Genomic DNA, 12,134 nt, shown 5'->3' with positions numbered 1-12,134 from the left:
CGTCGGCGGGCCCGCCGGCCTGCGGGCCGGCCCCTGGACCGGCCGGGCTTCCTCGTTCCCCTGTCCGTCTCACTCTTCATCGTCTTTCGAGAGGGCTACCGTGACTTCCGTGACACCCCCCACCGTCGCGGCCGCCGGATCGGGCGCCGTGCATGGCATGGCCGCGACCGTCGTCGGCCTCCACCTGCTCGGCGTCGGCGCGCTCCTCCTGTGGCTGCTGCCCGCCCAGGCGGCCGCCGGCGCCGACCCCGGCGTCCTGCTGGGCCTGGCCCTCAGCGCCTGGGCGCTGGGGGTGCGGCACGCGTTCGACGCCGACCACATCGCCGCCATCGACAACGCGACGCGCCGCCTGCTGGCCCGTGGCCGGCCCGCCGCCACGACCGGCTTCTGGTTCGCCCTGGGCCACTCCTCCGTCGTGCTGCTCGCGGTGGTCGGGCTCTCCCTCGGCGTCGCGTCCCTCACCGGCGGCCTGGCCGACGAGCACTCATCGCTCCGCGAGGGCGCCGGCGTCTGGGGGGCCAGCGTCTCCGGCCTGTTCCTGCTCACCGCGGGGCTGCTGAATGTGCCGACGCTGCGCGGCCTGCTCCGGCTGCGGCGCTCCGCCGGCACGCGCAGCGCCACGGAGGGCTCCGGTGACACCGCGATCGACCGGGCGAGCCTCGCCGCCCAGCTCGACCGGCGCGGCGTCCTGCACCGCGTGCTCCGCCCGGTCGGCCGGTGGGTGGGTCGACCGGCCGCGATGTACCCCGTCGGTTTCCTGTTCGGGCTGGGACTGGACACCGCCGCGACGATCGGCCTCTTCGTGCTCGCCGGCGCCCTCGCCCCGGGCCTGCCCTGGTACGCCGCCCTCGTGCTGCCGGTGCTGTTCACCGCGGGCATGTCGGCGTTCGACAGCGCGGACGGGCTGCTGATGAGCCGCGTCTACCGACATGCCGCCGACGACGCGCGTCGCACCCTCGACCTCAACCTGGTGATCACCGCGGTCTCGGTGGGCGTCGCGTTCCTCGTCGGCGGGGCCAACCTGCTCGGCGTCCTCGGGGACGTGGTCGTCCCCCTGGCCGGGCTACCGGCCCTGAGCGCCGTCGCCGACGTGGACCTGAACCTCCTCGGGGTCGCGCTGGCGGCCTTCTCGGCACTCGTGTGGGCCGCCCTGGCGTCTCGCCGACGCCGTCCGGACGTCGTCGGCGGCTGATCCGTGCGGCCGGTCGTCCAGCCGATGTCAAGGTCGATCGGCCAGAATGGTGGTTCGCCGATGTCGAGACGCCCCACCGAGGGCACCGTTCACGATGACCGTCCCGATACCGGCTTCCTTCGGCCGTTCCGGTCCAGCGCCGTCATGAGACGCGGCGCAGGACCGTCGCAGCGTCGCCGAACCGGCCGGACGGGTTTCCCCTACCCGTTCCGGCCAGCACCGGCCGGCAGGTATCCCCCCACCTGACGGCCCCGCCGGTGGTGTCCCCAGCGCCATCGGCACCGCCGGGGCGAGTCCCCAGCTCGTCCCGGCACTCTCGTCCTGCCGGGCGAGGCGTCCGTCGGCCCGACCCGCGTCAGGCGGCGGGCGCCTCGTACCGGTAGACCTCCGTGCCGCCGATCCACACCTGCTCCGCGCGGGAATACAGGTCCAGCGGGTCACCCGACCACAGCACCACGTCGGCGTCCTTGCCGGGCGTCAGCGACCCGAGCCGGTCGTCCACGCCGAGCACGCGCGCCGGGTTGATGGTGATCGACCGCAGGGCCGTTTCCCGGTCCAGGCCCTCCTTGACCGCGAGCGACGCCTGGTGGACGAGGAAGTTGATCGGCACCACCGGATGGTCGGTGATGATGGAGATCTCCACGCCCGCGGCGGCCAGCAGCCCCGGATTGCGCAGCGATCGGTTCCGAAGCTCGACCTTCGACCGCGTGGTCATCAACGGGCCGATCAGCACGGGGATGTTCCGCTCGACGAGCAGGTCCGCCACCAGGTGGGCCTCCGTGCCGTGGTCGATGACGAGCCGGTAGCCGAACTCGTCGGCGATCCGCACGGCGGTGGCGATGTCGTCCGCCCGGTGGCAGTGCTGGCGCCACGGGATCTCTCGGTCCAGCACCATCGCCAGCGCGTCCAGCTTCAGGTCCCGCCCGGCGAACGCGTCCCCGGCGGCGTCCCGCGTGGCCCGGTAATTGCTGGCCTCGACGAAGGCCTGCCGGATCACGGCGGCGACGCCGAGGCGGGTGCTCGGCATCTTCTTCTGGTCCCCGTACACGCGCTTCGCGTTCTCCCCCAGCGCGGACTTCAGGCCGGCCGGTGACTTGACCACCATGGCGTCGACGGTCCGGCCCGCGGTGTGGATGGCGACCGCGAGTCCGCCGATCGGGTTGGCGGACCCGGGGTTGACGTTGACCGTGGTGACCCCGCCGGTGAGGGCGTCGGTGAAGCCGAGATCGGCGGGGTTGATGGCGTCCAGGGCCCGGACGTGGGCCGTCACCGGATCGGTTCTCTCGTTGGTGTCGTCCCCGGCCCAGCCCTCGGCCTCCTCGTGGGTGCCCAGATGTACGTGCGCGTCGACGAAGCCGGGCAGCAGCCACTTCCCGGCCGCGTCGATGACGTCGGCGCCGTCCGGGACGGTGACGTCCGGACCGAGGGCGGTGATCGTGCCGTCGGTGACGACGACGGTGCCGTCGAAGGGTTCGCCGTCGACGGGGACGACGTGGGCGTGGGTGAAAGCAGTGGTCGACATGGGTACCACCGTAGATCGCCCCACGTCGGAGCGGGAGTGCCTCGGCCGTCGTCATCCCCGGTGACCCGCTCCGGCTGCATGGGAGAATGAGCCCATGCCTTCCGCCGCGGACTCGACCCTGCCCTCCGGCCGCCGCTCCCTGGCCGCCACCGACATCGCCCTCGGCCCACTCGACGGCCGCTACCGGGTGGATGCCGCGCCGCTGGTGGACCACCTCTCCGAGGCGGCACTGAACCGGAACCGGATCCACGTCGAGGTCGAGTGGTTCCTGCACCTGACCGATCAAACCGTGCTGCCGGGCCTGTCTCCGCTTTCGCCGACGCAGCGCGACGGGCTGCGAGCGGTCGTCACCGGCTTCGGGACGGACGAGATCGCGGAACTCGCGGCGATCGAGCGGGAGACCGTGCACGACGTCAAGGCCGTCGAGTACTACATCGGTCGCCGCCTCCCGGCGCTGGGCCTCGAGGCGCTGACCCCGCTCGTGCACTTCGCCTGCACCAGCGAGGACATCAACAACCTCGCGTACGCCCTGGGCATCCGGGACGCCGTCCGGGACGTGTGGACGCCGACCGCGCAACGCGTCGTCGACCAGGTCCGCGAGCTGGGCGAGGCCCACGCCGAGACGCCGATGCTCTCCCGCACGCACGGGCAGCCGGCGACGCCGACCACGCTCGGCAAGGAGCTCGCCGTGTTCGCGCACCGCCTCGACCGGCAGCTGGCCCGGATCGGGCAGCAGGAGTACCTGGGCAAGATCAACGGCGCCACCGGCACCTTCGCCGCGCACGTCGCGGCGGCGCCCGCCGTCGACTGGCTCGAGGTCTCACGCACCTTCGTCGAGGGGCTGGGCCTGACGTGGAACCCGCTGACGACGCAGATCGAGTCCCACGACTGGCAGGCGGAGCTGTACGCCGACGTCGCCCGGTTCAACCGGATCCTGCACAACTTCTGCACGGACGTGTGGAGCTACATCTCCATCGGCTACTTCAAGCAGATCCCGGTGGCGGGGGCGACCGGCTCCTCGACCATGCCGCACAAGGTCAACCCGATCCGGTTCGAGAACGCCGAGGCGAACCTCGAGATCGCGAACGGGCTGCTGGACACCCTCGCGGCCACCCTGGTCACCTCCCGCTGGCAGCGGGACCTGACGGACTCGTCCTCCCAGCGCAACGTCGGCGTGGCGTTCGGCCACGGCCTGCTGGCGCTGAACAACGTGGCCAAGGGGCTGCGCCAGCTCGATGTCGCCGGCGCGGTCCTGGCCGAGGACCTCGACCACAACTGGGAGGTGCTCGGCGAGGCGATCCAGACGGTGATGCGGGCCGAGGCCCTCGCCGGGACGCCGGGCATGGACAACCCCTACGAGCGGCTCAAGGAGCTCACCCGCGGGCACCGGGTCGACGAGGCGCGGCTGCGGGAGTTTGTCGGCGAGCTCGGCCTGTCCGACGGCGCCGAGGGCCGGCTGCAGCGGCTCACACCGGCGTCGTACGTCGGCATCGCGGCGAAGCTGGCGCGGAGGGCGTAGGGGCACGGCGGGGCGTAGGGGCACGGCGGTCGCTGCTCGACCGAGCCGCCGATCGCCGTCTCGTCGCGCCGAGTGGGCGGCAGACGCATTCATCCGTCGCGTTTGACTGCATCTTCCGGACACTCGGCGCATGGGTAGGACCATCAGGTGGAAGGGAAGGGTGTCTCGCCCCGGCGTGCCTCGCGGTCGTCCATCGCCTCAGCCGCCTCCCCGGTCGCCGGCCTCAGTGCACCGACGTGCTCTGCCGCGCCCGCCAGACGAACCATGCCGTCGGCCCCAGCAGCGGGAACGCCAGCACGACGACCGCCCACGTCACCTTGACGGGTCCGGTGACGACGCGAGAAGACAGCACCGACACCAGGCCGACCACCATGTAGAGCAGCAGGCTCAGCCCGATGCCGCCGACCAGCACCTCCCAGGCCATGGGGGCCAGCGCGTTGCCCGGCTCCTCGGCGGAGAGGACCGTCGTGGCTGACGGGGTTCCGGTGCTCATGGTCCGAATCTAGACGGTTGCCGCCGCCCCCTCGTCCGAGAAGGCTGCGCCTCATCGAGCAGCATCAAGTGTCCCGCCATCACGACGCCTCGATGTCCTGAGACGAGAGGGCAGCAGAAGAAAGCCCGGAGCGCACCGTGTCATCCTTTTCAACATCCGCGTCGTCCCGCATCTTCGGGGCGGCCGGCTGCCAGGCCTTCAAATTCTGACCGACGTCCCGATAGCACTCGTCGATTGCGTCGAGGACCGAATCGATGAAACCGCCGCGGCCCTGCGCACGCTTCATTCCGAGGGGCCGCTGAATGGCGACCCTGAAGGACTTCAGTTCCTTCGCCTGGTCAAGGATGAGCGACGACGGGTTGTCCCTCGCCGTAGCGAGCAGTTCGGCCGCTCCTTCCCGGGCGCGGACGGCGAACGACTCCAGTCGCACGTTCTCCGGGGCCTTCTTCAGCTGGCGCACGAGCCAGTTGACGCGAGTCGTGGATCGACCCTCTCCCGGTGCGTCCACATCCATGTGGCAGGTGACCACTCCGGAGCGGACATCGACAGTCACAACGATCGGACTGACAGCGTGCGGGATACGGATCGCCGCAGCCATGGTTCCAGCCTCGACGAGAGAGTGCACGAGCCGCTGCGAACGACCAGACGGGTCATTCATCTCGGCCCTCGTCAGGGCCGGGACGACGTCTGCTCCCAAGCGGCGGCCCAGCTGAAGGCACGCGAACCGAATCAACGCGTCGAAGCGGGCGACGACATCGAGGGTTCCTGGGTCAGTGGCACGAAGCGTGCGCGCTCGTACCGCGTCCCGTATCGGCACCCAGCTCGATCCCATGTCCTCGAAACTGAGCGCGCCCGACCGCGGATGCTCGAGGTAGCGGATCAACTCGCCGAGGATCCAGGCCTGGTCCGGATCGGCGACGCCTCGGTGCTCCTTCTGAACGACCGCCTCGGTGACGACCTCCGTCCACGACAGGTGGTGCAGCGCCACCTTGCGCAGCTTTCGCTTGTCCACCGTCGTCGGATGCTGACCGGCCGACGGGGCGAGTTCGTTGGAAATGGTCAGAACGCAATCGAACCCGTGCTCCTTGGCCACGTCGAGATAGTTCTCCAGCTGCTGGGTTGCCAACTGATTGGTGCCGGTCTTGACCTCAACGAGAGCGGTCCATTCCTTCTGTCCCCGCCTAGCCCGGATCAGTCCATCCGGGAACACCTTCTTCTCCCCGAGTTGGAATGGAACCTCGATGAACGTCTGCAACGGAGAGTTCGGTGCACCGTACCGCGAGGTGAGGACGCGCCCGAACTCGCGCACGGACTGCATGACTGCGAGCAACGCCGATGTTGCGCGACGCTCCTGTTCCTCCGCTCCATTGATCCCCGATGTAGGAATCAGACGCGCTGCGTTCCACGGTTGCTCTTCGACCACGACCACTTCCCCTTTGTTCATCGCGTCGATCGACACGACGCCCCAGACTTCGAACCCTATAGCGGCCCGTCGACGGTCGGGGCGCGGGCCTTCGGGGATGCAGATCCTCGCCTGAACCTCAGGCGAGGATCTGCATCGGAAGGCCGGTCGCGTCGAGGAGTTGCTCGGGCGGGAACGGGACCGCGGCCCCCTCGGCCACACGCCAGGACGACCAGGCCGCAACGACCGCGTCCATGGCGTCGTCGGGTGTGCACTCCAGCTTCCGTGCCGGCAGGGGATCCAGGCCCGCTGCCTGCAACGCCTCCATCCGCTCGAACAGACCCGCTGTCGTCTTCTTGCTGGACCGCGCAGGGTGGCCGAGCAGCTGGGTGAAGCTGACCTCCGGATGTACCTCCACAACCCGGTTGCTCGTCGTCCGGACCCACGCATCCGCCTCACGGATCTTCGCGAACAGCCCGAAGCTCTGCGCGGAGACGCCGCCCGCGTCGTTAGCCCGGTTGACGATGTCGGCCGCGGCCCGCGTCGGCTCGGCCAGCGCGGGCCTGGTCGGCGTCAGGAAGACAGAATTGCGCCGGTCACCCAATGCCGCCCGCGCCAGCCGGTCGGCGTCCCGCGTGCCGCGCTCGGGCAACCCGATCGGAATGTCGATCCCGATGCACGCCAATCGACCGGCGCGATCGAGTTCGGCCAGGGAACCGATCACTCGCAGCTCCCGCAGGCGCAAACCCTGACGGCGTGGCTCGACCAGGGCGAGCACCCATCCCCCGCGACACCCGTCCAGTCCCGCCACCGTCGTCATGCGCACATGATGTCAGGAGGACCGTGCGTCAGGCCGGTGGGGCAGGGACCGGTGATGCGGCGGCGACCGTCTCGCCCGCCGCCGTACGACCCGACCCGTCGTCCGCCAACCCCGGCGCTGTCGGTCGGCCCGGCAGGGTGAACGAGAGCAGGACACCCACCACGGCGAATCCGGTCGCCCACCAGAACGCCTGCTGAAAACCGCCGGCGAGCGCCGCCGTCGTGGTGGCCGCCGTCGTCGCACCCGTCAGGATGACGGCCAGCACCGCGGTGCCGAACGAACCACCCACCTGCTGCGCGATGCGGGTGATGATGCTGGCGTCCGGCACCTCGTGCCGCGCCAGCCCCCGGAACCCCAGCGCCATCAGGGGGACGGTCACGACGCCGAGCCCGATCCCCCGCACGAACAGGGCGGCCAGCAGCACCCCCACGTTCGTCGTCGCATCGGCCACCGCGAACGGCAGCGTGCCCAGGAGCACGACGGCGAAACCGGCCACGGCGAGCCGACGTGCCCCGATCGTGTCCGACAGGCGCCCCGCGATCGGGCGGGCCACGAGGGTGCCCAGTCCCTGCGGGATCAGCAGGAGCCCCGCCTCGAGCACGGTCGCCCCGCGCAGCTGCTGGAAGTAGAGCGGCATCAGCAGCATGGCGCCGTAGAGCGTCACGCCGGAGAGGAACAGCAGCAGCGACGACGACGCCAGCGGCCAGTGCCGCAACAGCGCCAGGTCCACCAGGGCACGGGGCCCGCGGCGCAACGCCCACCCGACGAACGCCAGCAGCAGCACCAGCCCGCCGACCATCGGCACCAGCACGTCCCCGCGCGCGAACGCGCCGGGCTCGCTGGTGTTCGACAGCCCCCAGAGCATCCCGGTCAGGGCCGGCGCCATCAGCACGAACCCGACGACGTCCAGGGGGACCCGCCGCACCGGCTCGTCGGACGGCAGGAACACGACGGCGAGCACGATGCCGGCCAGGCAGAACGGGACGTTGACCCAGAACATCCACGACCAGTGCAGCTGCTGCAGGATGAGCCCGCCGATGACGGGCCCCAGGATGGGGCCGAGGACGGCGGGCAGGCTCACCACGGACATGATCCGCCCGAGCCCGCGCCCCCCGGCCGCCTGCATGACCATGGTCGACATCAGCGGCATCAGCAGCCCTCCGGCAACGCCCTGGACGATCCGGAAGACGATCAGGCTCGTGGCGCTCCAGGCGAGACTGCACAGCACCGAGCCCACCAGGAACAGCGCCAGCGCCGCCACCCAGAGGCGTTTGGCGCCGAGCGCCCGCTGCGCCCAACCGACGAGGGGGATCGTCGCCCCGAGCGCGAGCAGGTACCCCGTGCTGACCCACTGGATGGTGGCGACGGGGGCGTCCAGCTCGCTCGCTAGGGTGTGCAGTGCGACGGCGACGATGGTGGTGTCGAACAACACCGCCATCCCGCCGACGAGGACGGTCCACACGATGCGCCAGACGGCGGGGTCCACGCGGCCGGAGTCGGCCTGGGGCACGGACATGACAACACTCCTTTAGAGACAATGTGTATCTAAAGAGTACGGCGACGAGAGTAAGAAACACAATGTCTCTTGACGAGGACGAGGCCGCACCCCGGCGCCGGCGTGGCGCTGCCCTGGAGCACGCCCTGCTGGACGCCGCCTGGAACGAGCTCGAGGAGAAGGGCTACGCCGCGTTCACCATCGAGTCCGTGGCCGAACGGGCGCGGACCAGCCGCGCCGTCCTCTACCGGCGCTGGCCCACCAAACCCGAACTGGTGCGGGCCGCCGTCGGGTACGCGGGGCGGAAGGAGCGCGTCGAGATCCCGGATACGGGAGCCTTGCGCGAGGACGTGATCGAGCTGCTGCGCCGCGCCAATCACTCCCGTGCGCGGCTGGGCGTCACGATGACCGTTCAACTGGCTGCCTATTACGCCGAGACGGGCACCGGCCTGTCCGAGCTGCGCGGCGAGTTCCTCATGGGCCGCGGCACCGCGATGGACACGCTGGTCGCCCGCGCGGTCGCACGCGGCGAGGTCGACCCGGCCCGGCTGAGCCCGCGGGTGGTCGGCGTCCCGTTCGACCTGTTCCGCCAGGAACTGCTCATGACGCTCAAGCCGATCCCGGACGAGGTGATCCTCTCGATCGTCGACGAGGTGTTCGTGCCCCTGGTCCGCCCGACGGCATAAGGCCCGACGCCCCGGCGTTGTGCCGGAGGTGAACCCCTCGACGGACATCCGCACCCTCGGCATCCTGGGCGCCGGCAAGCTCGGCACCGTGCTGGCTCGGCTCGCCGTGGCCGCCGGCTACCGGGTCCTCATCGCGGGCAGTGGTGACCCCGCCCGGGTCGCGGCCGTCATGGACGTCTTCGCGCCGGGCGCCACGGCGGTCACCGCCGAGCGGGCGGCGCGCGAGGCGGACGCCGTCGTGCTCGCCATCCCGCTCGGCAAGTACCGCACCCTCCCGGTCGACGCCGTGGCGGGGACGCTGGTGCTGGACGCGATGAACTACTGGTGGGCGGTCGACGGGGTCCGCGACGATCTGACCGACCCGCGCACCTCGACCAGCGAACTCGTCCAGGCGTTCCTGCCCGCCGCCCGCGTGGTCAAGGCCCTCAACCACGTGGGCTACGAGGACCTCGAGGAGGAGGCCGCTCCCCGCGGGACGCCGGGCCGGACGGCGATCGCCGTCGCCGGCGACGACGCGGCGGACGTCGCGATCGCCGCCTCGATCGTGGACGCGCTCGGATTCGACCCGGTGCTCGCCGGCCCCCTCGCGGAGGGCGTCCGGATGGAGCCGAACGCGCCGCTGTTCGGTGCCGACGTCGACGCCGTCCGGGTGCGCCGCTACCTCGACGAGTTCCCGCACTCGGCCCGGGGTCGCGTGATCGCGCGGGCCCGAGCCGCCGCCTGAGACCGACGCCGCCGTCGGGAGATGTCCCGCTACGGACGGGAGATGTCGGTACCCGTCAGTAGGTGACGAAAGGAGGTGGCGGCCACCCGATCCGTGCCGTACGGTCGCCTCAACGAAGGGTTGCGTGCCCTCCGGGACGAGGTGTTTCCGGGGTGCTCGCGGGCAGGGGGCCCACCATGAAGAACATCCATACCGACGAGACCGCACCGGCGATCACCGCCGAGGGCGCCTGTCCCGGGCACCGGCACTGGCTGGTGACCGGCGGCGCCGTGGGGTTGCTCTTCGCCTACGTGACCGGCATGCTCTCCTCGTCGCTGCTCGCCGCGGTCGCGGCCGGCTCCGGGCCGCTCGCCCGGCCCCTGCCCGCCGCCACCGCGCTGATGCTCGCGACGGTGGCGCTGGCCGCGGCGATGGCCGCGGTCCTGCAGTTCCTGCCCGCGCTGCGGATCGGCATCGTGGCCGTGCTCGGGCTGCTGCTGGCCACCGGAATCGGCCTGACGGCCCTGACCGGCGGGGCCGGCACGCTCGTCGTCACCGATGTGTGGTCCCCGGCGGTGCTGCTGCAGGGCGCCGGTTACAACCCGATCGGCGTCGCCATGGTCGCCTGCGCGCTCGCCCACGGCATCACCGCCCTGATCCACGACCAGCTCCACGACCGCGCCGCCCTCCAGCGGCAGCACGGCTGACGCGACGAGGTCGCCGGCGCCATACGCGCCGGCACCGGCGACCCGAGCCGCGCCTCAGTACGGGTAGTCGGCGATCTCCGGGCGGACGGTCAGCCACTGCACCTCGGTGAAGGCGTCGATGTTCGCCTCCGCCCCGCCGATGCGGGAGCCGTTGCCCGATGCCTTGACCCCGCCGAACGGCGCGTTGGCCTCGTCCATCACGGTCTGCTCGTTGATGTGCACCTTGCCGGACTCCAGCCGGTCCGCCAGGGTCATCGCCGTCCCGACGTCGCCGAGGACGCCGACCGAGAGGCCGTACTCGTTCTCGTTGACCAGGGCCACCGCCTCGTCGAGCGTGGAGTACGCGACCACCGGCGCCACCGGGCCGAAGATCTCCTGCGTCCACGCCGGGTTGTCCGTGGCGACGTCGGCGAGCACGGTGGGCTGGTAGAACGGCCCGTCGTTGGAGCCGCCGGCCGCCAGCCGCGCGCCGTGCAGCACGGCGTCCTGCACGATGCCGTCGATCCGCTTGAGCTGCTTCTCGTCGATGATCGGGCCGAGCGCCGCCGTGCCGCTGGTCGGATCGCCGACCGGCAGGTTCGCCGCCTTCTCGGCGAGCGCGGCGACGTACTCGTCGTACAGCGACTCGTGCACCACGTGGCGCCCGGTGGTCATGCAGATCTGCCCCTGGTGCAGGAACGAGGCGAACGCGCCGGCCGAGGCGGCCTTGGCGACGTCGGTGCCGGGCAGGACGACGAGGGCGTTGTTGCCCCCGAGCTCCAGGTGCGCGCGCTTCAGCCCCCGCGCCGCCGCCTCGCCGACCGACCGGCCGGCCGCCGTCGACCCGGTGAAGGCGACCACCTGCACCTGCGGCGCCTCGACCACGGCGGCGCCCACATCGGCACCACCCGGCAGGACGGCGAACAGCCCGGCGGGCAGCCCGGCCTCCTCCAGCACACGCGCCAGGGCGACGCCGCCGCACACGGCGGTGCGGGGATCCGGCTTGAGCAGCACCGCGTTGCCCAGGGCGAGCGCGGGCGCCACGGCGCGGATGGAGAGGATCAGCGGGAAGTTGAACGGGGCGATCACGGAGACGACGCCGGAGGGCTTGCGTCGGGCGAACGACCAGCGGTCGTCGTTGGTGGCGAGCACCTGGCCGGCCGGGTGCGACGGGAGCGCCGCCGCCTCGTAGCACTCGTTGGCGGCGATGTGGGTCTCGAGCTGGGCCTTGGGCTTGATCGCGCCGGACTCGCGCATGATCCAGTCCTCGATCTCCTCCGCGTGCTCCTGCCATAGGTCGCCCGCGCGGCGCAGGACGGCCGCCCGGTTCTCCGGGGTCGTCGCGGCCCAGGACCGCTGCGCGGCGACGGCCGCCTCGGCGGCCTCGGCGACGTCGTCGGCGGTGGCCACGCCGTAGCTGCCCAGCGCGTTGCCGGTCGCGGGTTCGATCGCGTCGGCGGTGCCGCCGCGGCCGGTGCGCCAGCCGTTCAGGAAGATCTTGCCGTCCCAGGTGGACGTCTCGAGCAGGCTCATGGTGCTCCTTCGGAAGGGGTCGGGTCGGACAGGGGGGAAACCAGGTGCAGCGGTGTCTTCCTGGGGCAACGGCGGGGTGGGCC

Annotated in this window: 11 protein-coding genes; 5 read left to right on the top strand and 6 right to left on the bottom strand. The window is 71.5% G+C overall.

All coding sequences use genetic code 11. The features are described from left to right. The first annotated feature begins 109 nt into the window (after nt 1-109). Nucleotides 110-1,192: a HoxN/HupN/NixA family nickel/cobalt transporter gene (locus tag IEX22_RS01615; RefSeq protein WP_188665331.1), complete on the top strand. Its 1,083-nt coding sequence runs from the start codon at nt 110-112 to the stop codon at nt 1,190-1,192. Between the two features lie 355 nt (nt 1,193-1,547). On the opposite strand, the gene IEX22_RS01610 is transcribed toward IEX22_RS01615, so the two are convergent. Further along, a complete protein-coding gene (locus IEX22_RS01610; RefSeq protein ID WP_188665327.1) occupies nt 1,548-2,714 on the bottom strand; it encodes an amidohydrolase in 1,167 nt (388 codons plus the stop codon). A 94-nt stretch (nt 2,715-2,808) separates the two neighbouring features. On the opposite strand from IEX22_RS01610, the gene purB reads away from it, so the two are divergent. Then, entirely contained in the window at nt 2,809-4,233 is a 1,425-nt protein-coding gene (gene purB, locus IEX22_RS01605; RefSeq protein ID WP_188665323.1) for an adenylosuccinate lyase, read from the top strand. A 223-nt stretch (nt 4,234-4,456) separates the two neighbouring features. Here the strand turns inward: purB and IEX22_RS01600 are convergent, their stop codons facing one another. The 4 genes from IEX22_RS01600 to IEX22_RS01585 form a co-directional block, all read right to left on the bottom strand. Continuing rightward, nucleotides 4,457-4,726, bottom strand: a complete 270-nt coding sequence (locus tag IEX22_RS01600) for a PLDc N-terminal domain-containing protein (RefSeq protein ID WP_188665320.1) — start codon at nt 4,724-4,726, stop codon at nt 4,457-4,459. Nucleotides 4,727-4,805: 79 nt separating this feature from the next. After that, entirely contained in the window at nt 4,806-6,185 is a 1,380-nt protein-coding gene (locus IEX22_RS01595) for a hypothetical protein (protein ID WP_229659685.1), read from the bottom strand. A gap of 82 nt (nt 6,186-6,267) precedes the next feature. After that, a complete protein-coding gene (locus tag IEX22_RS01590) occupies nt 6,268-6,948 on the bottom strand; it encodes a DUF429 domain-containing protein (RefSeq protein WP_188665318.1) in 681 nt (226 codons plus the stop codon). A 28-nt stretch (nt 6,949-6,976) separates the two neighbouring features. Next, nucleotides 6,977-8,464 carry an MDR family MFS transporter gene (locus IEX22_RS01585; RefSeq protein WP_188665315.1) on the bottom strand — a complete coding sequence of 496 codons (1,488 nt, stop codon included), beginning with the start codon at nt 8,462-8,464 and terminating at the stop codon, nt 6,977-6,979. A gap of 62 nt (nt 8,465-8,526) precedes the next feature. Between IEX22_RS01585 and IEX22_RS01580 the strand changes: the two genes are divergently transcribed. The 3 genes from IEX22_RS01580 (at nt 8,527) to IEX22_RS01570 (ending at nt 10,539) form a co-directional block, all read left to right on the top strand. After that, nucleotides 8,527-9,129, top strand: coding sequence for a TetR/AcrR family transcriptional regulator (locus tag IEX22_RS01580; RefSeq protein WP_188665312.1), 603 nt, complete (start codon nt 8,527-8,529; stop codon nt 9,127-9,129). A 28-nt stretch (nt 9,130-9,157) separates the two neighbouring features. After that, nucleotides 9,158-9,853, top strand: a complete 696-nt coding sequence (locus tag IEX22_RS01575; protein WP_229659684.1) for an NADPH-dependent F420 reductase — start codon at nt 9,158-9,160, stop codon at nt 9,851-9,853. A 176-nt stretch (nt 9,854-10,029) separates the two neighbouring features. Next, complete coding sequence (locus IEX22_RS01570; RefSeq protein ID WP_188665309.1) at nt 10,030-10,539, top strand: hypothetical protein; 510 nt, start codon at nt 10,030-10,032, stop codon at nt 10,537-10,539. 54 nt (nt 10,540-10,593) lie between these two features. Here the strand turns inward: IEX22_RS01570 and IEX22_RS01565 are convergent, their stop codons facing one another. Then, on the bottom strand, nt 10,594-12,051 hold the full coding sequence (locus IEX22_RS01565; RefSeq protein WP_188665307.1) for a benzaldehyde dehydrogenase: 1,458 nt from the start codon (nt 12,049-12,051) through the stop codon (nt 10,594-10,596). Nucleotides 12,052-12,134 lie beyond the last annotated feature (83 nt).

The organism is Tersicoccus solisilvae, assembly GCF_014643255.1.
GTDB classification, from domain to species: Bacteria; Actinomycetota; Actinomycetes; order Actinomycetales; family Micrococcaceae; genus Tersicoccus; species Tersicoccus solisilvae.
The sequence above is the reverse complement of the archived record's forward strand: the minus strand, read 5'-3'. Positions and strand labels throughout refer to the sequence as shown.

Coding starts and splice junctions, on each gene's coding strand:
- IEX22_RS01610 (WP_188665327.1), bottom strand. CDS start 2,714: ATGTCGACCACTGCTTTCACCCACGCCCACGTCGTCCCCGTCGACGGC.
- purB (WP_188665323.1), top strand. CDS start 2,809: ATGCCTTCCGCCGCGGACTCGACCCTGCCCTCCGGCCGCCGCTCCCTG.
- IEX22_RS01600 (WP_188665320.1), bottom strand. CDS start 4,726: ATGAGCACCGGAACCCCGTCAGCCACGACGGTCCTCTCCGCCGAGGAG.
- IEX22_RS01590 (WP_188665318.1), bottom strand. CDS start 6,948: ATGACGACGGTGGCGGGACTGGACGGGTGTCGCGGGGGATGGGTGCTC.
- IEX22_RS01585 (WP_188665315.1), bottom strand. CDS start 8,464: ATGTCCGTGCCCCAGGCCGACTCCGGCCGCGTGGACCCCGCCGTCTGG.
- IEX22_RS01580 (WP_188665312.1), top strand. CDS start 8,527: ATGTCTCTTGACGAGGACGAGGCCGCACCCCGGCGCCGGCGTGGCGCT.
- IEX22_RS01570 (WP_188665309.1), top strand. CDS start 10,030: ATGAAGAACATCCATACCGACGAGACCGCACCGGCGATCACCGCCGAG.
- IEX22_RS01565 (WP_188665307.1), bottom strand. CDS start 12,051: ATGAGCCTGCTCGAGACGTCCACCTGGGACGGCAAGATCTTCCTGAAC.